Origin of the sequence: Marivibrio sp. (genome assembly GCF_040218065.1) — a bacterium.
Classification (GTDB): domain Bacteria; phylum Pseudomonadota; class Alphaproteobacteria; order UBA8366; family Aestuariispiraceae; genus Marivibrio.
Window position 1 is genome coordinate 113,127 of record NZ_JAVJQE010000008.1, and the last position, 23,881, is coordinate 137,007.

A 23,881-nucleotide genomic window follows, 5' to 3' on the forward strand; every position below is an offset into this window, starting at 1 on the left:
AAGGGAGGTTTTTTCATGGCGAAGTACAAGTCTCTGTCGCGCCGTACGATGCTGAAGGGCACGGCGATCGCCGGTGCGGCGCTCGCCGCTCCGTCGGTCTTCGCGCGCGGCGCGTGGGCGCAGGATTTCCGCAACAATCCGGGCGACGCCTCGTCGGTGACGCTGGGCTTCAACGTGCCGCAGACCGGTCCGTACGCCGAAGAGGGCGCGGACGAGCTGCGCGCCTACCGATTGGCCGTCAAGCACCTCAACGGCGAGGGCGACGGCGGCATGCTGAACACCATGAAGCCGATGGCTCTCAAGGGGAACGGCATTCTCGGCAAGAAGGTCGAGTACGTCACGGGCGACACGCAGACCAAGTCGGACGCGGCTCGCGCGTCGGCCAAGCGCATGATCGAGCGCGACGGCGTCGTCATGGTCACCGGCGGCTCGTCCTCGGGCGTGGCGGTGGCCGTGCAGTCGCTCTGCCAGGACATGGGCACGATCTTCATGGCCGGCCTGACGCACGCCAACGACACGACCGGCAAGGATCGGCGTCGCTACGGCTTCCGTCACTTCTTCAACGCCCACATGTCCGCCGCCGCGCTGGGGCCCATCCTCAAGGACGAGATGGGCACCGATCGCCGCGCCTACTATCTGACCGCCGACTACAACTGGGGCTGGTCGGTCGAGAGCTCCATGCAGCAAGTCACGGAGAACATGGGCTGGGAGACGGCGAACGCCGTTCGCACCCCGCTCGGCGCCGGCGACTTCTCGCAGTACATCACGCCGGTGCTCGACAGCGGCGCGGACGTGCTGGTTCTCGTCCACTACGGCAAGGACATGGTCGACAGCCTGACGCAGGCGGTCCAGTTCGGCCTGCGCGACAAGCAGGTCAACGGCAAGGACTTCCAGGTCGTCGTGCCGCTCTACTCGCGTCTGATGGCGCAGGGCGCCGGCAAGAACGTGGCCGGCATCTACGGCTCGACCAACTGGCACTGGTCGCTGGAGGATGAGGGTTCTCAGGCCTTCGTGAAGTCCTTCGGCCAGGAGTACGGCTTCCCGCCGTCGCAGGCGGCGCACACCTGCTATGTGCAGGCGCTGCTCTACGCCAACGCGGTCGAGACCGTCGGCACCTTCTATCCGCCGGAGGTCATCAAGTTCCTCGAGGGCTTCGAGTTCGACGGCGCGGGCAACGGCCCGACGCTGTATCGCGCCGAGGACCACCAGTGCTTCAAGGAAGTGCTGGTCGTGAAGGGGAACGAGAACCCGACCAGCCAGTTCGATCTGCTGCAGGTCGTCGACAAGACGCCGACCGAGCAGATCATGTACCCGCATGACCTGTATGCGGGCGAACTGGGTCCGTACGAGGTCTAAGCCTTTCGCGACGCGGCGGGTCGCGTCGTCGGGGAGACCCGGCGGCGCGGCTTGTCGCGTCGCGGCTCGCTTCGATCCGATCTAACCGCCGATCGGGCGCTCTGGGGAGGGCGCCGAGAGACGATCGGCCCTGGGGACCGACCAGATGGATTCACTTCTCCTCCAGCTGCTCAACGGCTTGGACAAGGGCGGGGCCTACGCGCTGATCGCGCTCGGCCTGACGCTCGTCTTCGGCACGCTCGGCGTGGTGAACTTCGCCCATGGCGCGCTGTTCATGCTGGGCGCCTTCGTCGCCGTCACGGTGAACAAACTGCTGACGATCTCGAAGCAGGTGAAGGACGAGAGCATCACCTTCTTCGACGCCTACAAAGAGCAGCCCTATCTGGAGATCTGGTTCGGCGAGACGGGGGCCTTCATCATCGATTGGTCCATTCCGATCGCGGTCGTCGTCGCCGTCCCCGTCATGTTGTTGATCGGCCTCGCCATGGAGCGCGGCCTGATCCGATACTTTTACAAACGCACGCACGCCGAACAGATTCTGGTCACCTTCGGCTTGGCGATCTGCATCGGCGAGATCATCAAGGCGACCTACGGCGCCAACCCGATCCCGGTCTCCGCGCCCGACGCCGTGTCCGGCGCCGCGCCGATCGGCGCGCTGTTCGGCGGCAACGACGCGCTGGTCTATCCCTGGTGGCGGCTGATCTATCTGGCCGGATCTTTCCTGATCATCGCGGGCGTCTTTTCCTTCCTGCAATTCACGACCTACGGCATGGTGGTGCGCGCCGGCATGGCGGACCGCGAGACGGTGGGTCTGCTCGGCATCAACATCGAACGACGCTTCACGGTCGTCTTCGGCATCGCCGCGATCGTCGCCGGCGTGGCCGGGACGATGTACACGCCCATCCTGCCGCCCGACTACAATCTGGGCATGAACTTCCTGGTGCTGTCCTTCGTCGTCGTCGTGGTCGGCGGCATGGGCTCGCTGCCGGGCGCGGTCGCGGCCGGCTTCCTGCTGGGCGTCGTGCAGTCCTTCGCCTCGATGGGCGCGGTCAAGGAAATCGTCCCCGGCATCGACCAGATCATCATCTATCTCATCGCCGTCGCGATCCTGCTCACCCGTCCGCGCGGGTTGCTGGGCCGCAAGGGCGTGATGGAGACCTAAAGCCATGGCCAGCGTCACCGCCTTCAACCCGTCGACCCCGAAGCGCGACCTCATGCTGATGGGGATCTTCGCGCTGGTCGTGTTCACCGCGCCGATCTGGCTGTCGCCGATCGGGGCCAGCTATCCGGATCTGCTGCAACGTTTCGCGATCTTCGGGATCTTCGCGATCGGCTTCAACATCCTCTTCGGGCTGACCGGATACCTGTCGTTCGGGCACGCCGCCTTCCTCGGCGTCGGCTCCTATTCGGCCGTGTGGATGTTCAAGCTCTTGTCGATGAACGCGCTGCTGGCGATCGGGTTCGGCGTCTTCGTCGCGGCGATTTTCGCGCTGGTGATCGGCTTCGTGTGCCTGCGCCGCTCGGGCATCTATTTCGCGATCCTGACGCTGGCCTTCGCGCAGATGGCCTACAACATGGCGTACTCGGTGCTGACGCCGATCACCAACGGCGAGACCGCGCTTATTCTCGAGGTCGGCGATCCGCGGATCATCGACCGCGCGCTGCTGGGCGACGCCAAGGAGGCGCTGCCCTCGCCCTCGCTGTTCGGGTTGGAGTTGACCGGCTTCACGGCCTTCTATTTCTGCGCGGCGGTGCTGGTGCTGGCGTTCTGGGTGTCGCTGAAGATCTTCCGCTCGCCGTTCGGGCTGAAGCTGCTTGCGATCAAGTCGAACCAGAACCGCATGCTCTACACCGGCTACAACACCAAGCCCTACCTGCTGGTGGCCTTCGTCATCTCCGGCATGTACGCCGGCCTCGCCGGCTCGCTGATGGCGATCACCGACCCGCTCGCCGGGGCGGAGCGCATGCAGTGGACCGCGTCGGGCGAGGTTGTGCTGATGACCATTCTCGGCGGCGCCGGCACGCTGATCGGCCCGCTGCTCGGCGCCGGCATCATCAAATACTTCGAGAACATCTTCTCGGCGGTCAACAAGACGCAGCTCGGCGAGCTTTACGGCACCGTCCTGCCCGACGCGTTGGCGCAGCCGCTGACCAGCTTCTCGATGTTGTTCGTGGGCGAGGGGTGGCATCTGACGCTCGGCATTCTGTTCATGCTGGTCGTCATCTTCCTGCCCGGCGGACTGATGGAGGGCATGCGGCGCATCGCCGCCTACATCCGCGCCAAGCGCGCCGGCGGGGACGAGACCGTCGCCGGCGGCGCCGCGCAGCCGTCGGAGTAAGCCCGCCCGGTCGGGCCATTGAGTGAGGATTTTCGCCGATGAGCGACATCGTTCTGGACGTCTCGGACGTCAACAAGACCTTCGGGGGGCTGCAGGCGCTCTCGCACATCAACCTGAAGATCGAGAAGGGCCGCACCCACGCGGTGATCGGGCCGAACGGCGCGGGCAAATCGACGTTGCTGAACGTCTGCGTCGGACGGCTGACGCCGGACACCGGGTCGGTGATGTTCAAGGGGACCAACCTGACCGGCCGGCCGCCGCATGAGATCAACCAGTTGGGCGTGGCGCGCGTCTTTCAAACGCCGGAGATCTTCCTGGACCTGACGCTGATCCAGAATGTCGAGATCGCCGCGCTGGCGAGCCGCGACGGCTCCTTCAGCTTCAACCCCTTCAAGTCGATGTTCGCCGAGAAGGAGTTGACCGACGAGGCCGAGCACACGCTGGAGGACATCGGCCTCTATCACCTGAAGGACGAGCACACCGGCAATTTGTCGCGCGGCGACAAGCGCCGGCTGGAGCTCGCGATGTGCCTGATCCAGCATCCAAGCCTGCTGCTGCTCGACGAGCCGACCGCCGGCATGTCGCGGCACGACACCAACCGAACCATCGACCTGCTGAAGCGCATCAAGGAGCGCGGCATGACGAAGGTCATCATCGAGCACGACATGCATGTCGTGTTCTCGCTGGCCGATTGGATCTCCGTGCTGGCCCAGGGCGCGATCATCGCCGAGGGCACGCCGGAAGAGATCCGCGGCAATCCCAAGGTTCAGGAAGCCTATCTCGGCGGAGCGCACGTATGACTGAAGCGGCCACCCACGGATCCACTGAAGCCGGCCCCCCGCGCGACAAGCTCGCGGCCTCCCCGCCGGCCTACTTCTCCTGTCGAAACCTGCACGCCTATTACGGCGAAAGCTACATCGTGCAGGGCGTCGGGTTCGACGTCCGCGAGGGGCAGATCCTCGCGCTCCTGGGACGCAACGGGGCCGGCAAGACGTCGACCCTGCGCACCATCGCGCGCACCGGCTCGCCGGAGCTCAAGCAGGGCGAGATCTGGCTCGACCACAAGCCGCTGCACAACATGAAGATCCACGAGGCGGCGCAGAACGGCATCGCCCTTGTGCCGGAAGACCGCCGGATCATCCAGGGGCTGACCGTCGAGGAGAACCTGCAGCTGGCCCAGATTGCGGAGCCTGTGGGCTGGTCGCTCGACCGGATCTACAGCCTCTTTCCTCGGCTGGGCGAACGCCGCCAGCAGGAGGGCACCACGCTGTCCGGCGGCGAGCAGCAGATGCTGGCGATCGGCCGGGCGCTGGCTCGGGACGTCAAGCTTCTGCTGCTGGACGAGCCCTATGAGGGCCTGGCGCCGGTGATCGTGCAGGAGATCGAACGCACCTTGCAGGAGGTGCGGGAGCTCGGCATCACCACCATCATCGTGGAGCAGAACGCGATTGCGGCTCTCAAGCTCGCCGACCGTGCGCTGATCCTCGACATGGGCGAGGTGGTCTACGAAGGCGCGGCCTCCGAGGTGCTGGAGAACAAGGAGATTCGCGAGGAGTATCTCGCGGTCTGATCCGGCCGGCCGCGACCCGTCGGGGCCTCAGCTGTGGCGGCCGGCCAATCCCACCACGAAATCGTAGAAGGGCTGCAGCTTATCGGCCTTCACCGTCGGTTTGGCGCCGCTTTTGGTGAGCTCGACATAGGCGTTGGTCGCGTGCGCCAACACGCCGATCGACGAGCCGATGTCGGTGAAGGTGGACGGCGCGTTCTGCAGAAAATTTTGAAACGCGGCGGGATCGTCCTTGTCGATCAGCGCGTTGAAGGCGTCGTTGTAGCCGCGCAGATGCTGCTGAACCCGCTCGAAGTGCTGTTTCAGGTGCGCTCGGCTGCTGGTGCGGTGGGCTTGGAAGCGGGCGATCAGGGCCGGGTCCATCATCATCCGGTCGCGCGGCAGCGACTCGTCGGACCCCAGCCATTTGAACAGCCCGACGAAGTCGTCGAACATCGTACGGTTCAGATATTCGTAGTAGTTGATGCCCTTCCAGGCGAACAGGATTTCCTGCGTCTTGTCGACGTCCAGCCGGAAGCTGGAGATGAAGGCCTTCACCCCCGGCGTCGGTTCGCCCGTCCACATGGCGTTCAGGATCGAGTTCGCGACCGAGGCCCCGGGGGAGGCTGAGACCTGCGCTTCCGGTCCGTCGTCCTTGCCTCCCTCGTCCAAGGCGGCGCCGAGGCCCGCCTTGCTGACGAGCACGGTGATCTTATGCATGACAGGGCGGCGGATGCCGGCCCAGGTTTTCTCGTCGATGTCGAAGAAGCGCCGATCGATCGGGCGCTCCGTCTCCAACTCGCGGCGCTGCGAGAGCAGCAGGAAGGGATCGAACGTCGGCACCAGATCGAACACGCGCAGCACGGTCTGGTCGTGCGACGACATCTGCTCGTTCTCCTTGAGCGCCCCGCGGCGCAGCATCATCTTCTGCACGGACTCCGCGGTCGCGAGAATCGATTCCCCGCCGTCCAGCTTGTTGCTCTCGTCATAGGGGAAATACATGCGCGTGGTGAGTTCGAGCTCATCCTCGTCCTCGCCCTGCGAAACCTCCTTGAACAGGATGCCGGCGTTCAGCGCCTTGTTGTCGAACATCGCGGCCCCGACGCCGTCCGACTCCTGGAGCGCCGAATAAATATCGGTCGAATCAAAGCAAAGAAACCGCCCCGAGCGGAGCAGCATCCCCAGCGCGTCGCGGTTCATGCGCCTTTTCCCATCCCTGTCGCCGACGCAGCCCGCCAGCGTCTTCCCAGTCCGCCGTCGGCCTTTTCCTTCGTCGCGTACCGTCCCGCACGTCTGTCGCGTATTCTGGTGTGGCGACGGCGCAAGTGCAATCAATGCTTTATTGCGGGAAATGAGACCACGTATGGCGGCGATAGGCTGAGACCGGCGCAGGCCGGCCCTGCGCACGCCGCCGTCGGCGCGGCCTTGGAAGAAGGGGGGAGAGGGGGGGCGCTCAGCCGCCGAGACGCCGGCGGCGGGCTGTCGCGGAAGGCGCGGAACCTCGTCCCGCACGCGGGCGAGGGGAGCGAACGGCCAGAAGCCGGTCGGCCCGAGGACGGTTTGCGCCGGCGGCGCCCGGGGGCGACGCCTTCACCCGGCTGCACGAGGCGCGAGACGCCCTACTGCCATTCCGGCGGCAGTTCGAAATCCTCGTCGTCTTCCGCCTCGCCCCCGCCGACTTCGGCGTGCGCCGCCTCGTCCCCCTCCGACGGGGCCTCGGCCGCGTCGGGCGCGTCGGCCGCGTCCGGCGCCGCCTCTTCGCTCGGCGCGACGTCTTCGGCGTCGGTTTCCTCGCTCGGGGCCGCCCCGTCAGGGGCCAAGCGATCCGGCGACGCTGCGGCCGCGTCTGCGGCCTGTTCGGACAGCAAATCGTCCAGCGTCTCGGCTCCCTCGGGGAGCGCGTAGCCCTCGCCGGCGCGCACAAGTCGACGCGTCACGGAGCCGTCCTGGAAGGTGATCTCGGCCGGCGGCTCGGCGGCGCCCTCTGCCGCGGCGGCTTGTTCCTTCAGCCGGGCGTTCTCCGCCTCCAGCCGCCGGATCTCGTCGGCGGCGAGGCGCATGACGACGCCGCGCACGGGCACGATGTCCCGTTCGTCAGGCTGCCGCAGCCACTTCTCCAATCCGCTCATCAATCGCCTCTCGATAGGATGTCGCCAGGGTGCAGTGTGCCGCAGCCGCGTTAACGCGAGGTTACCGGGGCGCTCAGAACACGCCCGCTTCCAATCCGGCGGCCATCAACTGCCCCAACTCCTCGGCCTGATCCAGGAAGGCGTCGTCCCATTTTCCGTGGAAGATCACCGGCTCCTGAACGGGGGACCAGCGGAGGCCCGAGCAGATGCTCGTCACTGCGCGTTTCGTGCCAGTGCCGTCGAGACCGGCTCGGATGTAAAGGGCGCAGGGCAGCCCCTGCTTCTCCTCGATCACCTCGTAGTAGGTGCGGTCGAAGAAGTCCTTCAGCGCGCCCGCCATGTAGCCGAGATTCTCCGTCGTCCCGAGAATGATCCCGTCGGCCGCGCGCACGTCCTCGGCGCCCGCCTCCAGCGGCGGGACCCAGCGCGCCTCGACGCCCTCGATCTCCTCATGCCGGGCGCCGCGCAGAACCGCGTCCTTCAGCGCCTGGGTGTTGGGGGAGGGGGCGTGGGCGACGATCAGCAGGGTCTTTTTCGGCTCGCGTGCCATGTAAATCTCTCCTAAGTCTTGTGACGACAGGTTGGGGCGCGGCCTGCGGCTGGCAAGACCGCAAAACCGCGCGCGCCCCCGTCATGCGCGGCGGGGAGGCTGAGTATGGAGCTTACGATCGATCCGGCCCGCATGGACGAACGCGCGACGCTGGAGCGCCTGCTCCAGCTCTATCTTCATGACTTCTCGTCCTTCGCCGAGCCCGACTCGCCTTATGGCGACGTCGAGGCGGACGGCCGCTTCGCCTTTCCCGATCTTGAGCGCTATTGGCTGACCTCCGATCATCAGGCGTTTCTGATGCGCCGAGGGGGCCTGCTTGCAGGCTTTGCGCTGCTGAACCGCTGGGCGCCGTCGGGCGCCGGCGTCGATTTTGCGATCGCGGAGTTCTTCGTGCTGCGGAAATACCGGCGTATCGGCCTCGGCCGCGCGGCCGCGCGCCGGCTCATTGCGGAGCGCCCGGGACGCTGGGAGGTGGGGGTCGCCGCCTACAACAGCCCGGCGATCGCCTTCTGGCGCGCGACGCTTACGGAGCTCGACGGCTGGCAGGTGAGGGAAGGCGCGGGAGACGACGAGCGGTGGCGCGGGCCGATCTTCGCGCTTAGGCCGCCGGCTTAATCGCCGCTCTCCAAGGCCGGCGCGCTTTTCTGGAAGCGCCAGACGCCGGCGTTGCGCAGGTCGCTGTCTTCCATCAAGGCGGTCGTCGGGGCGTGATAGCTCGCGATCCGCTCCAACCCCAGCTTCGGCAGGTAGAAGCGCCCCGGGTCGCCGATCAGCACCGTGCGGCCAGCATCGTCCAGCGCGTCGAGCCACGGGATCAGCCGATCCGCGATCTCCTTATCGTAGCAGACGTCGCCGACCAGCACGACTTCATGCGCGGCATCCATGTCGCCGATGACGTCCTCCAGCGCGACGTCGAGATAGACGTCGTTGGCCTCGGCGTTCAGGCGGATCGCGGCCGCGCACAGCGGATCGATCTCGCTGGCGGTCACGTCGAAGGCGCCGGCCAGCGCGGCCGCGATGCCGACGAGGCCGGAGCCGGCGCCGAAATCCAGCACGCGCCGTCCGCGCACCAGTTCCGGATTGTCGAGGACGTAGCGCGCCAGCGCCTGCCCCCCCGCCCAGGCGAAGGCCCAATAGGGCACGCCGAGGCCGGCGGCGGCGAGTTCATCCTCGCCCATGCGAAAGAAGGGCAGATCCTCCGCCGCCAGATGCAGCGACACCTCGGGCGTCAGTTGCGGCTGGAGCAACTGCGTGTGCTCCAGGATCAGCTCCGACTCGGGAAGCTCCAACGTGCCTTGATCGAGCGGGTCGAAGATCACGCGGTCACCGCCCCCGCCGCCATCGCGGCGGCGACCAGCAGGCCGAAATCGCGGTTGCCCCGGAAGTGCTTCAGACAGTTCTTCACGTCGTCGAAATCAACCGTCTTCACCTGCCAGGCGAGATGCGCGAAGGCGAGTGCGAGGAACGGCCAGACGCCCCAGCCCAGACCGCCCAGCAAGGCCGCGGCGATCAACAGCCCCACGAGCGCGAGATAGAAGCCCGCGATCCAGGGTCGCGTGCCGTCGCCGAACTTGAGCGCCGTCGACTTAACGCCGATCAGCGCGTCGTCCTCCTTGTCCTGATGGGCGTAGATCGTGTCGTAGCCCATCGTCCAGAAGAAGCCGGCGGCGTAGAGGACCAGCTGCAGCGGATGCAATTCGCCCGTCACCGCCGTCCAGGCGACGTTGACGCCCCAGTTAAAGGTCAGGCCCAGCCACGCCTGCGGGAAATAGGTGATCCGCTTCATGAAGGGATAGCAGCAGACCAGCGCCAGCGCCGCGATCCCGACCCAGATCGCGGTCATGTTGAACTGCACCAGCACGCCGAGCCCGATCAGGCACAGCGCGACCAGGAAGGCGAGCGCCTGTTTGGTCGAGACCGCGCCGGAGGGGATCGGCCGCGTCGCGGTGCGCGCGACTTTGCCGTCGATGTCGCGGTCGACGATGTCGTTCCAAGTGCAGCCAGCCCCGCGCATCACCAGCGCGCCGACCGCGAACAGGACGGCGTACCACAGGTGGATCGGCGCGGGCTCGACCCCGCCGGCCGCGATCGCGAAGCCGAGGCCCCACCAGCAGGGCAGCAGCAGAAGCCACGTCCCGATCGGCCGGTCCAGCCGCGCGAGGCGCGCATAGGGCTGTGCGCCCGCGGGCAGCCGGCGCTCCACCCAGTCGTCGCGGGCGATGTCGCTGGGGTCGATGCTGTTCGTGCGGCCGTCGGCCATGTCGGTCGATCCTCGTCTCTCGGGCGTGCGGGTCGCGGGCGATCTACGCGTCCGCGCGCTTGCGTTCAACCGGCAGAGTGCAGGATAGTCCGGGCCATGGCCTCCGCAACCCGCCTTTTCGTCGAGCAGGATCTGAACGCCGGCGCCGTCGTCGGCGCGTCGGCCGATCAGGCGCATTATCTGCGCAGCGTGTTGCGCATGAAGGGGGGCGAGCCTGTCCTGTTGTTTAACGGGCGGGACGGCGAATGGTCCGCGCGGATCGACGGTCTCGGCAAGGGCTGGGCGTCGCTCAAAGTGCTCGAGAAGCGGCGCGACCAAACCGCTTCGCCCGATCTCTGGCTGCTGTTCGCGCCGATCAAACGCGCTCGTCACGATTTCTTGATTCAGAAGGCCACGGAATTGGGCTGCGCGCGCATCAGCCCGGTGCTGACCCGCCGCACGCAGGTCGAGCGGGTGAAGGACGAACGTCTGCGGGCGAACGCGATCGAAGCCGCGGAGCAATGCGAGCGCCTGGAAGCGCCGCAGGTGGATGCGCCGCGCAAGCTGCAGGACTGGCTTGACGCGTGGCCCGCGGATCGCCGACTTCTGGTCGCGGCGGAATCGGGCGACGCGCCGCCGCTGGCCGAGGCGTTGGCCGCCGAGCCGGATCCGGACCGCCCGCGCTGGGCGCTCCTGATCGGCCCGGAAGGGGGGTTTGCGCAGGACGAGCTTGAATCTTTGCGGCAACTCGCCTTTGTTACGCCCGTCGGGCTGGGGCCGCGGGTGTTGCGGGCCGAGACCGCGGCGCTGGCGGCGATCGCCGTCTGGCAATCGGCGGCGGGAGACTGGGGGTCGCGTCCGCCGGGTCGGAACGGGGGTTCCGGCGCAGAGTAGGAAAGGGGACGGCGATCCGACGCCGCTCCGTCGCTCCATGGGGCTTCGGACGACGGGCGCGGGCGGATCGGAAAGGCGCGGGGCCGGGCGGATATCAGGCCGACCCCGCGGAAGCGATGACCGAACGCGCCCGCGGCCGATGAAAGCGCCGCGACGGCGCGTCTTTTGACTGCGGGAAGGAAGCCCATGTCCGGACCCTCCGCGACGGACGCGACGCCGATCGAGTCCAAGCAGCAGCTGATCGATTATCTGGCCGCCGGCTGCAAGCCGCGCGACCAGTGGCGTATCGGCACCGAGCACGAGAAGTTCGCCTATGACGAGGCGAGCCTGCGACCGCTGCCTTACGAGGCGGCGGAGGGCGCGCCGAGCATTCGCCGTCTGCTCGAGGCGATGGCGGGACCCGAATGGACGCCGGTGACCGAGAAGGCGGGCAAGATCATCGCCCTCAAAGGCGCCGACGGCGGCAGTGTGACGCTGGAGCCGGGCGGCCAGCTGGAGCTTTCCGGCGCGCCTCTGGAGACGATCCATCAGACCTGTTCCGAGGTGCATCGCCATCTCGATCAGGTGCGCCAGGCGACGGATGCGATCGGCGCCGGGGTGGTGGGCCTCGGCTTCAACCCGATCTGGCGGCGCGACGAGATTCCGTGGATGCCCAAGGGCCGCTACAAGATCATGCGCGACTACATGCCGAAGAAGGGTTCGCTCGGCCTCGACATGATGACCCGCACCTGCACCGTGCAGGTCAATCTCGACTTCTCGGACGAGACCGACATGATCGCGAAGATGCGCGTCGGCCTGGCGCTGCAGCCGCTGGCGACCGCGCTCTTCGCCAATTCGCCCTTCACCGAAGGAAAGCCGAACGGCTTCCTCAGCTATCGCAGCCACATCTGGACCGATACGGACCCTGATCGCTGCGGCATGCTGCCCTTCGTCTTCGACGAGGATTTCGGGTTCGAGCGCTGGGTCGACTACGTCCTCGACGTGCCGATGTATTTCTTCATGCGCGACGGGGACTTCTACGACGCCTCGGGCCTGAGCTTCCGAGACTTCATGGACCGCAAGCTGCCCGGTTACGAGGGCGTCGAGCCGACGATGAGCGATTGGGCGGACCATCTGACGACGGTCTTTCCCGAAATTCGTTTGAAGAAGTTCATCGAGATGCGCGGCGCCGACGGCGGGCCGTGGGGCAATCTCTGCGCGCTGCCGGCGCTTTGGGTCGGGCTGCTTTACGATGAGGAGGCGTTCGCGGACGCCAAGGCCCTGATCGCCGACTGGACGGTCGAGGAGATCACCCGCTTGCGCGACCAGGTCCCGAAGACGGCGCTCAATACGCCGTTTCGCGACGGCACGCTTAACGACGTCGCCCGGGACGCGCTGCGCATCGCGCGCAAGGGCCTGAAGAACCGCCAGCGCATCCGCGCCGGCAATCAATTGGACGAGACGCAGTACATCAAGCCGCTCGACAGCATCGTCGCCTCCGGCAAGACCTTTGCGGAGGACCTGCTGGACGCCTATCACAGCCGCTGGTCCGACATCTCCGAGATCTACGAGGAGTGCCGCTACTAGGCCGGATTTGATCTCGCGCAAGGCGGCGGGCGGGATGCGCTGCTACGCGAAGGCTCGGACGGGGCCGGACGCGAGGGACGAAGCCGATGCGCGCGATCGATTGGGACGAGGGGATGAGCGTCGGGCTCGCCCGGCTCGACGACGACCACAAGCAACTGATCGCGATCATCAACCGCCTGCATGAGGCCGTCCGTCTCGGCGGGTCGGAGGCGGGCGCGACCGTCGCCCGCAGCCTGCAGGCGCTCGCCGACTACACCGAGCGGCACTTCGCCCGCGAAGAGGCGGTGCTGGAGGCCGTCGGCTATCCGGCGCTCCGCGGTCATCGCGTTCAGCACGACGCCTTCGTCGACGAGCTGCGCGACCTGGCCGACGCCTTCGACGCTCGCCGCGATCCGGCGCTGGCCGCCGAGCTGGGCCGATTTCTGCGCGATTGGCTGACCCATCACATTCTGGTTGAGGACATGGCTTACAAGCCGCGCGTCCAGGGCGACCCCCGGGCGCGCGCCGTCGCCGAGCGCTTCGCCGGCCGCGGGCTGGCGCGGAGCGAGCGGGCGGGCGCGTAGCCGCCAAACGCCGGCGGCCGGACTTGCAGCCCCCACCCCTCACCCCGACCCTCTCCCCTGTGAGTGGGAAAAGGAGAAGACGCCCCCGCGCCCCTTGATGGGGAAGAGCGAGAAGGGTGGTCGGGAGTGTCCGGCCTGCTATCTTAGGTCCCATGATCGACCCTCCGGCCTTGACCCTTGGCGAAGAGAGCCCCGGCCCCGCCGATCTGCCCACCCTCAACGCCTTGATCGAGCGGGCGATCGGCAGTTGGGCCGTCACCGAGCGCGTGAAGCGCGCGGCGCTTCCCTCGTATCGGTACGAGGCGCTGGATCTCGCCGACATGCGCTTCTTCACGCTGCGCGACGAGCGGGGCGCGCCGGTCGGCCTCGCGGCGGTGAGCCCGCTAGACGGGGCGCAGGACGCACTGCTGCTGCACGGCCTCTATGTCGACCCGATCCGCCATCGCCAGGGCCTCGGCCGGCGCCTGTTGCAGTCGGCTGAAGCGGCGGCGCGCCAGGCGGGGGCCGCGCGCCTCGTCGTGCGCGCGCAGCGCGACGCCGCCCCCTTCTTCGCCGCCGCCGGCTACAGGCCGGCCGACGGCGATTATCCCTATACGCTCAACAAAGCGTTTCACTGACGCTCTTTATGCGCGCGAGCGGCGTGCTATCTCTTGTCCTTATTGGGATGCGCGAAACGGGCGCCCTAAAGATTATGGGAGACGCACATGCTGAAGCAGATGGCGATCGCCGCCGCGCTGGCCGTCGCGCCGATGGCCGCGGCGCAAGCGGGCGAAGTTGTGGAGTACGAGATCGACGGCGAGGCCTTTGAGGGCTACCGCGCCATGGCGTCCGGCGAGTCCAAGGGCCTGGTCCTGGTGATCCACGATTGGGACGGTCTGACCGACTACGAGGTCCGCCGGGCCGAGATGCTGGCCGAGATGGGCTACGACGCTTTCGCGGTCGACCTTTACGGCAAGGGCAACCGACCGGTCGAGACCGGCGCCAAGAAGGCCGAGACCGGCAAGCTCTACCAGAATCGCGAGCGGATGCGCGCGCTCATCCTCGGCGGGCTGGACGTCGCGCGCGCAGAGGCGCCGGGCGAGGTCGTGGTGATGGGCTACTGCTTCGGCGGCGCGGCGACGCTTGAGCTCGCGCGCTCGGGCGCAGCCGACGACGTGGTTGGCTACACCAGCTTCCACGGCGGGCTGTCGACGCCGGACGGGCAGAGCTACTCGGCCGATACGGCGCCGATCCTGGTCGCCCACGGCGGCGCCGATCAGGCCATCTCGCTCGACGATGTGGCGCAGTTGGGTCGGGAGCTCGAGGCGGCCGGCGTCACCTATGAGATCCAGATCTATTCCGGCGCGCCGCACGCCTTCACGGTGTTCGGCTCGGACCGCTATCAGGAGCGGGCGGACCGGCACTCTTGGGCGGCGTTCACGACGTTCCTGGACACGCATCTGGCGAAGTGACGGCGAGCGCCGCTCAGCGGCCCGCCAAGTCGGCGAGGGCGGGCGCGACCTCCTCCTCCAGGAGGCGCGCCCAGCCCTCGCCCGGCTTGCGGAAGAAGACGCGGACCGACGGCGCCCACGGATGGCGGTCGGTTCCCAGCGTCACCCAATCCCGCGGGCGCAAGAGCGCCCAGACCGGCGCGCCCGCCGCGCCGGCGAGGTCGACCACCGAGCTTCCGGTCGAGATGGTCAGGTCGAGCGCCGCCGCAAGCGCGGCCGCGCCGTCCATATCGTCCTTCAAATCGAGCCCGTCGAGCTGCGTGACGCGCACGCCGAGAGCCGCCTCGGCTTCCGCGATCTCGTCCGCGACGTCGCCATATTGCATGCAGACTGGGATGACGCCGCGCGTATTCAAGGCCGCCGCCCAATCGACCAGCGGGCCGTGCGCCGTCTTTCGTCGCAGCGAGACGAGGCCGCTTTTCCACGCGACCCCGACCTTGAGCCCGGGACCCAATGCGTCAAGCCGCGCCCGGATCTCCGCGACGCGCTCCGGATCGGGCGCAAGATGGCCGGCGCGGGCGGGGAAAGCGTTCAGATCGCGGCGGAAGAGCGCCGGGAGGTCGCCCATCGATATCCGGTGCGTCGGCGCGACAGCCGGCGGGACGCCGCTCTCGACGACCTCGACGCCCGGCAGCGATCGCCGCGCCAGCGGGACGAGGCGCGGGTCGACCTGAACCGTCGTCGCCGCGCCGGCGCGCGCCGCCGCCTCCGCCGTCAATCCCAGGAAGCGAATCTCGTCGCCGACGCCCTGTTCGGGCTGGATCAGTAGATGCGCGTCGGAGGCCAGCCGCTCGCCCCGCCAGCGCGGCGCGTCGATCGGCGGCGGCCCGCGCCGCTCGCCGCAGGCGATCCCGGCGTCGTAGAGGTCCCAACCTTCGGCCAGGCGGCCCAGCGCCAGCAGGCCCATCGCCTTCTGGAAGCGGTGGCGGGCGTCGTCCGGCGCGAGGGAGAGCGCCCGGTCGTAGGCCGTGAGGGCCTCCTCATGCCGGCCGGCGATTCGCAACAGGTTGCCGTAATTGCCCCAGCCGTCGGCGTGGTCCGGCGCATGCGCCAGCGCGTGGCGCAGGACGTCCTCCGCCTCGCCGATCTTTTCGGCCGCCGTCAGAACGACGCCCAGATTGAACAGGGCCGGCGCGCTGTGCGGGGCGGCCAGCAGAGCGGCGCGCGCAACCCCCTCGGCCTCCTCTGCGCGCTCGGCCGCGATCAGCAGGGAGGCGAGGTTGATCGCCGCGCCCAGATTGCCCGGCGCGCGCCGATCGATCTCGCGGAACGCCGTCTCGGCGCCCGCCAGATCGCCCAGATGCTGGCGGGCGACGCCGACCAGGGTCAGGACGTCCAGATCCTCGGACGCCCGCTCCGCCGCGCGTTCCGCGATCGCCAGCGCCTCGCCCGCGCGGCCGGTCTGGATCAGCAGCGCGGCCAGGTGATAGGCCGGCTGAACCGCCTCCGGCGCACGGGCCAGCGCGTCGCGCAGCAGCCCTTCGGCCTCCGCGCGCTTCGCCGGATCGGCGCGCAGGAAGGCGGCGAGGTTCGCAGCCGCCTCGCCATTCTCGGGCGCGAGCTTGAGCGCTTTGCGATAGACCCGCTCCGCCGTCCCCCGGTCGCCGGTCGCCTCCAGCGCGGCGGCGAGGTGCAGGCGCACCTCCGCGTCGTCCGGCAGGCGCGCGGCGGCGCGCTTCAAAAGCTCGACCGCGGCCTTGTGATTGCCGATCTGGTGGGCCAGCGCGCCGCGCAGGCGCAGCGCCTCAGCGTCCGTGGGGTCGGCCTTCAGCGCCTGGACGTAGTAGCGGTCGGCGGCCTCGAGCCGGCCGTCCGCGTGCAATTGCCGGCCGAGCGTCAGCAAGGCTTCGCGCCCGCCGGTCCGGCTCGACGCCTGGCCGGCGGCCTGGATCGGGCCGGGAGACGGCTTGGTTTTGCCGGCGGCGCGGCGCTGCTTGCGGTTCATGACGCCGGCGAGCCTAGCGAACGCGCGGCGGGGCCGCTACGGCTTTCGCGCGGCTATTTGCGTTTGAGGGTCAGCGCCGCCGAATTCATGCAGTAGCGCAGGCCGGTCGGCGCCGGCCCGTCGGGAAAGACGTGACCCAGATGCGCGTCGCAGCTTGCGCACAGCACTTCCGTGCGTTTCATGAACAGCGAGCGGTCGGTCTTCTCCGTCACCGCCTGATCCATGATCGGCTGGGTGAAGCTCGGCCAGCCGGTGCCGCTGTCGAACTTGGTTTCAGCGTCGAATAGCGGCGCGTCGCAGCAGATGCAGCGATAGACGCCGGGGTCCTTGCAGTCGTGATACTTGCCGGTGAAGGCGCGCTCGGTGCCGCCCTTGCGGGTGACCTTGAACTGCTCGGGCGTCAGCTGTTCGCGCCATTCCTCGTCCGTCTTGCGGACCCTCTTCATGTCCAGATCGCTCATCGGCTCGTCTCCTTCTCCGCCGCGGCCGTCGTCGGCCCGGCAATCTCGCGCACCCGGCGCAGCAAGGCGTGCATCGGCCCGTCGCCGATGCCGAGCGCGTCGAGCGCGCCCACCGTGTTCTCAAGATACTCCCGGCAGGGGCCGAGCTTGCCCTCGGCGCGCGCGATGGTCTCGGCCATCTCCTCCGGGTCCATATGGCCGGCGTAGCGCTCGCAGTCGCGGCGCATGACGAAGGCCATCGCCCAGAACCGTCCGCCGCGCTCCTCGTCCAGGAGGCTGACCCAGCGCGGCTCGTAGGAGCCGGCCAGCATCTCGCGCGCCCAGATGATGTCGAGCTCCTCCTCCGCGGTCGCCTCGTCGATGCGAAAGGCGACCCCGTGCACCGACCCGCCGCGGTCGAGACCCAACACGAGGCCCGGATAATCCTTGGTGCCGCGGCCGATCGGCGTCTTCAGGCAGAAGCTGCGGTGATAGCCGTATAGCCGCGCGAACCGTTTCTCGACGTAATGGAACGCCGGGTTCCACATCAACGAGCCGTAGCCGAAGATCCACAGGCCCGCACCGGCGGGACGGCGCGAGACCGTCTCGGCGCGCGAGGCTCTGCGTTCGTCCTCGCTCAACGGGACGATGGAGCCTTCGCGCAGGCTTTCTTCCGCCATACGCTGAAAATAGCCGCTCTTGATGCCGTCGCGGTCGATCGCCATCGAAATCCTTCGCTCGGGGTGCGCTTCCGGAATATTAGAGCCGTGCGGCGACGGTGCAAGGCGGGGGCTGGGACGTGAACGGCCCCTCGTCCCCTTTGTGAGGGGCGGGTGAGGGGATGGGCGCGTCGGGCTCGGGCGTCCGGACTTTCGGCGCCGTCCCTTACGCCGACCCTCTCCCCTGCAGAGGGGAGAGGGAGGCTCATCCAGGCACGTCGACCAAGATCACCTCCGCCTCCTCCTCGGCTTCGAGGCGGACGCTCTCGGCGTCGGCCGCCACGACGCCGTCGCGGGCGGCGGCGGGGGTTCCGTTGACCGAAAGTCGGCCGCGAGCGGCGACGAGGTAGGCTTGGCGGCCGGCGCCCAACCTGTGGTCGAGACCGCCGCCCGCGGGAATCGTCCCGGCGAACAGCGTCGCGTCCTGGTCGATCGGCGCGGCGCCCTCGACGCCTGACCGGCCGGAGGCGAGCGCCGTGAGGCCGCCCGGCGCCGCGGCTTTCGGGAAGGCCCGCGTCTCCCACCGGGGCGCAAGGCCCCGGCGGCGCGGGACGATCCAGATTTGGAAGATGCGGGTGAGGTCGTCCTCCAGATTGTACTCCGCGTGGACGACGCCGGTCCCGGCGCTCATCACCTGGATGTCGCCGGCCTCCGTGCGGCCTTCGTTGCCCAGGCTGTCGCGGTGGGTGATCGCCCCTTCGCGGACGTAGGTGATGATCTCCATGTCGCGGTGGGGATGCGGATCGAAGCCGGTGCGCGGCTTGATCGCGTCGTCGTTCCACACCCGCAAGGGGCCGAGTCCCATGCGCGCCGGGTCGTAGTAACCGCCGAAGCTGAAGTGATGCTTGGCGTCCAGCCAGTCGAGCTGGAACGCGCCCAGGCTGTCGAAGGGTCGGACCTCGACGCTCATGGCTCAGTTCCTCCGTTCAGCGGTCAGGCCGCGGCCAGCTTCGCGCGCCCGTGCGGGGCGTCGAAGTCCAGCACAGGGCCGGCCGGCACCACGCCCGTCGGGTTCACGTGGTCGTGGCTTTCGTAATAGTGATGCTTGATATGCTTGAAGTCGCAGGTCTCCGCCACGCCGGGGATCTGATAGAGGTCGCGGGTGTAGGCCCACAGGTTGGGATAGTCGATCAGCCGGCGCAGGTTGCACTTGAAGTGGCCGACATAGACCGGATCGAAACGCACCAGCGTAGTGAACAGGCGGATGTCCGCCTCCGTCAGGCGATCGCCCGTCAAATAGCGCCGGCCCGCGAGGCGCTCCTCAAGCCAGTCCAGGCTTTCGAACAGCGGATAGACGGCCTCTTCATAGGCCGCTTGGCTGGAGGCGAAACCCGACTTGTAGACGCCGTTGTTGACGGTGTCGTAGATCGGCGCGTTCACCCGGTCGATCTCCTCCCGCAGGTCGGCCGGATAATAGTCGCCCGGCTTGGCCCCCACGCCGTCGAAGGCGCTGTTGAGCATCCGGATGATCTCGGCCGACTCGTTCGAGACGATCGTATCGCGCTTTTTATCGAACAGCACCGGCACCGTCACGCGACCGGAATAATCCGGCGCGACGTGGGTGTAGAGCTCGTGCATGTGGCGCACATTGTGGATCGGGTCGGGGACGACGCCCTGGCCGTCCTCGAAGCTCCAGCCCTGCGAGCCCATCAGCCAGTTGACGACCGAGACGCCGATCATCTCCTCCAGGCCTTTCAGCTTGCGGAAGATCAGCGTGCGGTGCGCCCACGGGCAGGCGAGCGAGACGTAGAGGTGATAGCGCCCCGGCTCCGCCTCGAAGCCGCCGTCGCCGCTCGGCCCCGGCGCGCCGTCCGGCGTCACCCAGTTGCGGAACGCGCTGTCCCATCGCTTGAAGCGCCCGCCGTTCTTGTCGGTGTCGTACCATTTGTCATGCCAGACGCCGTCCACCAGCAGTCCCATCGTCTCTCTCCTTTCCCGTCTCGCGCTCAGTTCAGGCGCTCAGCTTCTTCGCCAGACGCGCGACCTTCTCGCCCTGCGCGCGGGCCATCTTCAGGTCGATGTCGGTCGGCTGACGCGAGCCGTCCGCCCCCGCGATCGCCGCCGCGCCGTAGGGGTTGGAGCCGCGCGGCTCGCTCAGGTCCGCCAGTTCCTGATGGTCGTAGCTGAGCGGAACCAGGATCATCCCGTGGTGCGCCAGCGTGTTCCAGAAACTGGTGATCGTCGTCTCGTGCCCGCCGTTGGTGCCGGTCGAGGTGAAGACGGAGCCGAGCTTTTCGATCAGCGCGCCCTTGGCCCACAGGCCGCCGGTTTGATCCAGGAAGTTGCGCATCTGGGCGGCCATGTTGCCGAAGCGGGTCGGCGTGCCGAAGATGATCGCGTCGTACTCGGCCAATTCGCCCGGCTCCGCGATCTCGGCCGCCTGCTCCTGCTTGGCGCCGATCTTGTCCAGCGTCTCCTGCGGCATCAGTTCCGCGACGCGCTTCACGGTCACTTCCGCGCCCTCGACGCTGCGCGCGCCCTCGGCGACGGCCTCGGCCATGGTCTCGATATGGCCCCAGGTGGAATAGTAGAGAACCAGAACCTTCGTCATCGTCTTCTCCCGTCCCTTGCGGTTGTCACTGCCTGACCCGGAAAATGGGGCGTTTTCTCTAGGCAAACAATCGGGGTGCTGGTAATCAGATTGTTCGTAATAGGCGAACAATCGGAAGGGCGCCCCCATGCATGACCTGAGCGGCATCGCCGTCTTCGCCGCCGTCGTCGAGGCGGGCAGCTTCACCAAGGCCGGGGACAAGCTTGGCTTGTCGAAGTCTGCGGTCAGCAAGCAGATCACCAAGCTGGAGGAGCGGCTCGGCGCGCAGCTGATGAACCGCACGACCCGCAGGCTGAGCCTGACCGAGGTCGGCCAAGCCTTCTACGAGCGCTGTCGGCGCATCGTCGCGGAGGCGGAAGAGGCGGAACTCGCCGTCACCCGGCTGCAGGTCGCGCCGCGCGGCATTCTGCGCCTCTCGGCGCCGGTCAGTTTCGGGATCGAGCATCTGGGGCCGGCGCTGCCGGACTTCATGGCGCAGCACCCCGAGGTGCAGATCGACATGGAGTGCGCCGATCGCCAAGTCGATTTGGTCGAGGAGGGCTTCGACATGGCGGTGCGTATCGGCCGGATGCGCGATTCCAGTCTGATCGCCAAGCGCATCGCCTACAGCCGACGCAAGGTCCTCGCCGCGCCCGGCTATTGGGCGGAGCACGGCAAGCCCGCCCATCCGGACGAGCTCACGCAGCACCGATGTCTGACCTACGCCTATCTGCAGACGGCGCAGAATTGGGAGTTTCAGGATCCGGAGACCGGCAAACCCTTTACGGTGACGGTCAATTCGGGGCCGCTGCATTCGAACAACGGCCACGTTCTGGCGCACGCGGCGGCCGGCGGGCGCGGCGTGATCTACACGCCCACCTTCATCTGCCGATCGGAGCTTCGCGCAGGGCGGCTGGAAAGCGCGCTCGACGCGTTCGACGCCGAGCCGATCGGCGTGCACGCCGTCTATCCCCCGAACCGCCACCTGTCGGCCAAGGTGCGCGCCTTCATCGACTTCCTCGCCGCGCGGTTCGCCGGGCCGGAGGAGACCTGGCCGTAAGGGAGCGGCGTGAAGGCCCCTCTTTCCTATGAAGGGAAAGAGGGAGAGGAGAGGGGGCTCACCCCCGCATCCGCTCGGCCTTCGGGTCGAACAGCGGCTCGGCGATCAAGGTCGCCGGCCGACGTTCGCCCAGGATCTCGATCTCGAAGCGAGCGCCGGCTTGCGCCTTCGCGCGCGGGATCATGCCGAGCGCGACCGACTGCTCCACATAATGCGCGTAGCCGCCGGACGTGCAAAAGCCGATCACCTGATCGCCGTCGAAGATCGGCTCGTCGGCGACGACGTCGGCGTCGTCGGCCGCGACCGTGAAGGCGCAGGCGGCCATCTCGGGCGGCGCGTCGCGCTCCTCCTCGGCGGCGGCGCGGCCGATGAAGTCGCGGCCGTCGAAGCGGATGAAGCGGTCGAGGCCGGTCTCGGCGGCCGTGAAGTCAGGCCGGTACTCGCGCAGCCAGGCGCCGAAATTCTTCTCAAGGCGCAGCGACATCATCGCCCGCATGCCGAAGGGCCTCAGACCCAAATCGCCGCCGGCTGCGCTCAGCGCCTCGTAGAGCGCGATCTGGTGGCGCTGGTCGACATAGATCTCATAGCCCAGATCGCCGGTGTAGCTGACCCGCTGCACCAGCGCCGGGACGCCGCCGACCTCGGCCTGCAGCAGCGAGAGGAAGGGCAGCGCCTCCTTCGAGACGTCGGCGCGGGTGACGCGGGACAAGAGCTCCCGCGCCTTTGGCCCTGCGATCTGAAAGCCGAGCTGGCTGTCCGAGACGTTCTCGATCCGCGCGCCGTCCGGCAGATGCTCCTGGAACCAGCGCATGTGGAAAGCCTGGGCCGCATAGCTGGCGGTCAGGCGATAGCGCCCCTCCTCCACGCAGGCCATGGTGAAGTCGCCGATCAGCTTGCCGCGCCGGCTCAGCATCGGCGTCAGGCGCAGTTTGCCCGGCGGCGGCGGGGCGTTCGCCATCACGCGCTCCAGGAAGGCCTGCGCGTTCGGGCCGGTCAGCTCGTACTTCCCGAAATTGTGGATCTCGTTGATCCCGACGGCGGTCCGCACGGCGCGCACCTCCTCGCCGATCGTCGCATGCGCGTTGGAGCGGCGGAAGGAGGGGATCTCGAACGGCTCTTCGCCCGCGGGCGCGATGTAGTTCAAATTCTCCATGCCGTAGCCGTGGCCGAAGACGCCGTTCTGCGCCTTCCAGATCCCGTAGGCGGGCGTCGTCTTCAGCGGTCGGCCGGCCGGCAGTTCCTCGTTCGGGTAGCTGACGGCGAAGCGACGCTGATAGTTCTGGACGACGGTCTTGCGCGTGTAGTCGCGCGTGCAGTAATCGCCGAAGCGCGCCACATCCATCGCGAAGACGTCGCGCGTGGGCTCGCCCTCCACCATCCATTCGGCCAGCGTCAACCCGACGCCGCCGCCCTGGCTGAAGCCGGCCATCACCGCGCACGCGCTCCAGAATCCGGGCAGCCCCGGCACGGGGCCCACCAGCGGGTTGCCGTCTGGCGCGAAGGTGAAGGGGCCGTTGATGATCGATTTGATCCCGGCGCGCTCCAGGCAGGGATAGCGGCGATAGGCGGCCTCCAGCGGCTCGGCCAGACGCTCCAAATCGTCCGCCAACAATTCGTGCCCGAAGCTCCAGGGCGTGCCGTCGACGGCCCAGGGCGCGGCCTGCTGCTCGTAGACGCCGAGCACCAGGCCGCGGCCCTCCTGGCGCAGATAGGTCTCGCCGGCCGGGTCCATGACGTGCGGCAGCTCCTCGCCGCGCTCATAGACCTCCGGGATGTCGCCGGTCACCAGATACTGGTGCTCCATCGGATGCAGCGGCAGATAGACGCCGGCCATCTCGCCCACTTCGCGCGCCTAAAGGCCGGCGGCGTTGACGACGTATTGCGCGCGCACGGTCCCCTGCTCGGTCACCACGTCCCAGGTCCCGTCGCCGAGCGGGTTCAGCTCGACGACCCGGTTGCGCAGCACGATCTCCGCGCCCTTCATCCGCGCGGCCTTGGCGTAGGCGTGGGTGGTGCCGGACGGATCGAGATGACCGTCCAGCGGATCATAAAGCGCGCCGAGGACGCCGTCGGTGTTGGTGATGGGGGAGAGAGCGGATATCTCCTCGGGCCCGACGATTTCGGTCTCCAGGCCCATATAGCGGTGCTTCGCGCGCTCGGCCTTCAGGAAATCCAGCCGGTCTCGATCTGTCGCGATGGTGATCCCGCCGACATGGTGCAGGCCGCAGGACTGGCCGGAGATCTCCTCCAGCTCGCGGTAGAGCTTGATGGTGTAGCCTTGCAGCGCCGCCATGTTGGTGTCGGCGTTGAGCGTGTGGAAGCCGCCGGCGGCGTGCCAGGTCGAGCCGCTGGTCAGCTCCGAGCGTTCGATCAGCATGACGTCCGACCAGCCGAACTTGGTCAGGTGGTACAGCACGCTGCAGCCGACCACGCCGCCGCCGATGACGCAGACCTGAACATGGCTTTTCATGGGAATCCTCCGCCCGCGAATGTGAGCCGTCTGGCGCGCACTCTG

24 protein-coding genes and 2 pseudogenes are annotated in these 23,881 nt (G+C 68.0%); 13 read left to right on the forward strand and 13 right to left on the reverse strand.

Features of this window, described 5'->3' with window-relative positions; translation table 11 throughout:
• Positions 1 to 15: 15 nt before the first annotated feature.
• From RIB45_RS06830 to RIB45_RS06850, 6 genes and pseudogenes are all read left to right on the forward strand, one after another.
• The gene (locus RIB45_RS06830) at positions 16 to 1,356 is read left to right on the forward strand and encodes a substrate-binding protein (protein ID WP_350049492.1); all 1,341 of its coding nucleotides are present in this window, start codon (positions 16 to 18) and stop codon (positions 1,354 to 1,356) included.
• A gap of 145 nt (positions 1,357 to 1,501) precedes the next feature.
• Positions 1,502 to 2,518 (forward strand): branched-chain amino acid ABC transporter permease, encoded by a 1,017-nt coding sequence (locus RIB45_RS06835; RefSeq protein ID WP_350049493.1) that lies wholly within the window; start codon positions 1,502 to 1,504, stop codon positions 2,516 to 2,518.
• 4 nt (positions 2,519 to 2,522) lie between these two features.
• Positions 2,523 to 3,695: a branched-chain amino acid ABC transporter permease gene (locus RIB45_RS06840; protein WP_350049494.1), complete on the forward strand. Its 1,173-nt coding sequence runs from the start codon at positions 2,523 to 2,525 to the stop codon at positions 3,693 to 3,695.
• Between the two features lie 110 nt (positions 3,696 to 3,805).
• Positions 3,806 to 4,258 (forward strand): annotated as a pseudogene (locus RIB45_RS18110) (ATP-binding cassette domain-containing protein); the annotation flags it as partial.
• Positions 4,259 to 4,360: 102 nt separating this feature from the next.
• Positions 4,361 to 4,495, forward strand: a complete 135-nt coding sequence (locus RIB45_RS18115) for an ABC transporter ATP-binding protein C-terminal domain-containing protein (RefSeq protein WP_502882565.1) — start codon at positions 4,361 to 4,363, stop codon at positions 4,493 to 4,495.
• A complete protein-coding gene (locus RIB45_RS06850; RefSeq protein ID WP_350049497.1) occupies positions 4,492 to 5,265 on the forward strand; it encodes an ABC transporter ATP-binding protein in 774 nt (257 codons plus the stop codon). Before RIB45_RS18115 ends, RIB45_RS06850 begins: the two co-directional genes overlap by 4 nt.
• A 27-nt stretch (positions 5,266 to 5,292) precedes the next feature.
• Here the strand turns inward: RIB45_RS06850 and RIB45_RS06855 are convergent, their stop codons facing one another.
• From RIB45_RS06855 to RIB45_RS06865, 3 genes are all read right to left on the reverse strand, one after another.
• Positions 5,293 to 6,441, reverse strand: coding sequence for a hypothetical protein (locus tag RIB45_RS06855; protein ID WP_350049498.1), 1,149 nt, complete (start codon positions 6,439 to 6,441; stop codon positions 5,293 to 5,295).
• A 419-nt stretch (positions 6,442 to 6,860) separates the two neighbouring features.
• The gene (locus tag RIB45_RS06860; protein ID WP_350049499.1) at positions 6,861 to 7,370 is read right to left on the reverse strand and encodes a hypothetical protein; all 510 of its coding nucleotides are present in this window, start codon (positions 7,368 to 7,370) and stop codon (positions 6,861 to 6,863) included.
• 73 nt (positions 7,371 to 7,443) lie between these two features.
• Complete coding sequence (locus RIB45_RS06865) at positions 7,444 to 7,920, reverse strand: flavodoxin family protein (RefSeq protein ID WP_350049500.1); 477 nt, start codon at positions 7,918 to 7,920, stop codon at positions 7,444 to 7,446.
• Between the two features lie 105 nt (positions 7,921 to 8,025).
• On the opposite strand from RIB45_RS06865, the gene RIB45_RS06870 reads away from it, so the two are divergent.
• Positions 8,026 to 8,535 carry a GNAT family N-acetyltransferase gene (locus tag RIB45_RS06870; RefSeq protein ID WP_350049501.1) on the forward strand — a complete coding sequence of 170 codons (510 nt, stop codon included), beginning with the start codon at positions 8,026 to 8,028 and terminating at the stop codon, positions 8,533 to 8,535.
• On the opposite strand, the gene RIB45_RS06875 is transcribed toward RIB45_RS06870, so the two are convergent.
• Positions 8,532 to 9,239: a class I SAM-dependent methyltransferase gene (locus tag RIB45_RS06875; protein ID WP_350049502.1), complete on the reverse strand. Its 708-nt coding sequence runs from the start codon at positions 9,237 to 9,239 to the stop codon at positions 8,532 to 8,534. The two genes, RIB45_RS06870 and RIB45_RS06875, sit on opposite strands and share 4 nt — an antisense overlap.
• Positions 9,236 to 10,180 carry a 4-hydroxybenzoate octaprenyltransferase gene (gene ubiA, locus RIB45_RS06880; protein ID WP_350049503.1) on the reverse strand — a complete coding sequence of 315 codons (945 nt, stop codon included), beginning with the start codon at positions 10,178 to 10,180 and terminating at the stop codon, positions 9,236 to 9,238. Before ubiA ends, RIB45_RS06875 begins: the two co-directional genes overlap by 4 nt.
• Before the next feature lie 96 nt (positions 10,181 to 10,276).
• Here ubiA and RIB45_RS06885 point away from each other — a divergent pair, with 96 nt between their 5' ends.
• The 5 genes from RIB45_RS06885 (at position 10,277) to RIB45_RS06905 (ending at position 14,633) form a co-directional block, all read left to right on the forward strand.
• Positions 10,277 to 11,053: a 16S rRNA (uracil(1498)-N(3))-methyltransferase gene (locus RIB45_RS06885; RefSeq protein WP_350049504.1), complete on the forward strand. Its 777-nt coding sequence runs from the start codon at positions 10,277 to 10,279 to the stop codon at positions 11,051 to 11,053.
• A 186-nt stretch (positions 11,054 to 11,239) separates the two neighbouring features.
• Entirely contained in the window at positions 11,240 to 12,619 is a 1,380-nt protein-coding gene (locus RIB45_RS06890) for a glutamate--cysteine ligase (RefSeq protein WP_350049505.1), read from the forward strand.
• A gap of 86 nt (positions 12,620 to 12,705) precedes the next feature.
• A complete protein-coding gene (locus RIB45_RS06895; protein ID WP_350049506.1) occupies positions 12,706 to 13,182 on the forward strand; it encodes a bacteriohemerythrin in 477 nt (158 codons plus the stop codon).
• Positions 13,183 to 13,334: 152 nt separating this feature from the next.
• A complete protein-coding gene (locus tag RIB45_RS06900; RefSeq protein ID WP_350049507.1) occupies positions 13,335 to 13,799 on the forward strand; it encodes a GNAT family N-acetyltransferase in 465 nt (154 codons plus the stop codon).
• An 87-nt stretch (positions 13,800 to 13,886) separates the two neighbouring features.
• Complete coding sequence (locus tag RIB45_RS06905) at positions 13,887 to 14,633, forward strand: dienelactone hydrolase family protein (protein WP_350049508.1); 747 nt, start codon at positions 13,887 to 13,889, stop codon at positions 14,631 to 14,633.
• Positions 14,634 to 14,646: 13 nt separating this feature from the next.
• On the opposite strand, the gene RIB45_RS06910 is transcribed toward RIB45_RS06905, so the two are convergent.
• From RIB45_RS06910 to wrbA, 6 genes are all read right to left on the reverse strand, one after another.
• Positions 14,647 to 16,617: a tetratricopeptide repeat protein gene (locus RIB45_RS06910; RefSeq protein WP_350049509.1), complete on the reverse strand. Its 1,971-nt coding sequence runs from the start codon at positions 16,615 to 16,617 to the stop codon at positions 14,647 to 14,649.
• A gap of 53 nt (positions 16,618 to 16,670) precedes the next feature.
• On the reverse strand, positions 16,671 to 17,078 hold the full coding sequence (gene msrB / locus RIB45_RS06915) for a peptide-methionine (R)-S-oxide reductase MsrB (RefSeq protein WP_502882559.1): 408 nt from the start codon (positions 17,076 to 17,078) through the stop codon (positions 16,671 to 16,673).
• Positions 17,075 to 17,782, reverse strand: coding sequence for a gamma-glutamylcyclotransferase (locus tag RIB45_RS06920; protein ID WP_350049510.1), 708 nt, complete (start codon positions 17,780 to 17,782; stop codon positions 17,075 to 17,077). Before RIB45_RS06920 ends, msrB begins: the two co-directional genes overlap by 4 nt.
• Positions 17,783 to 17,981: 199 nt before the next feature.
• On the reverse strand, positions 17,982 to 18,686 hold the full coding sequence (locus tag RIB45_RS06925; protein WP_350049511.1) for a pirin family protein: 705 nt from the start codon (positions 18,684 to 18,686) through the stop codon (positions 17,982 to 17,984).
• Between the two features lie 23 nt (positions 18,687 to 18,709).
• Complete coding sequence (locus RIB45_RS06930) at positions 18,710 to 19,696, reverse strand: glutathione S-transferase family protein (protein WP_350049512.1); 987 nt, start codon at positions 19,694 to 19,696, stop codon at positions 18,710 to 18,712.
• A gap of 31 nt (positions 19,697 to 19,727) precedes the next feature.
• Positions 19,728 to 20,327: an NAD(P)H:quinone oxidoreductase gene (gene wrbA / locus RIB45_RS06935; RefSeq protein WP_350049513.1), complete on the reverse strand. Its 600-nt coding sequence runs from the start codon at positions 20,325 to 20,327 to the stop codon at positions 19,728 to 19,730.
• A 127-nt stretch (positions 20,328 to 20,454) separates the two neighbouring features.
• On the opposite strand from wrbA, the gene RIB45_RS06940 reads away from it, so the two are divergent.
• Positions 20,455 to 21,366, forward strand: a complete 912-nt coding sequence (locus RIB45_RS06940; protein ID WP_350049514.1) for a LysR family transcriptional regulator — start codon at positions 20,455 to 20,457, stop codon at positions 21,364 to 21,366.
• A 58-nt stretch (positions 21,367 to 21,424) separates the two neighbouring features.
• On the opposite strand, the gene RIB45_RS06945 is transcribed toward RIB45_RS06940, so the two are convergent.
• On the reverse strand, positions 21,425 to 22,744 hold the full coding sequence (locus RIB45_RS06945) for a glycine cleavage T C-terminal barrel domain-containing protein (RefSeq protein ID WP_350049868.1): 1,320 nt from the start codon (positions 22,742 to 22,744) through the stop codon (positions 21,425 to 21,427).
• Positions 22,745 to 22,756: 12 nt separating this feature from the next.
• A pseudogene (locus RIB45_RS06950) lies at positions 22,757 to 23,836 on the reverse strand (NAD(P)/FAD-dependent oxidoreductase); the annotation flags it as partial.
• Between the last annotated feature and the right edge of the window lie 45 nt (positions 23,837 to 23,881).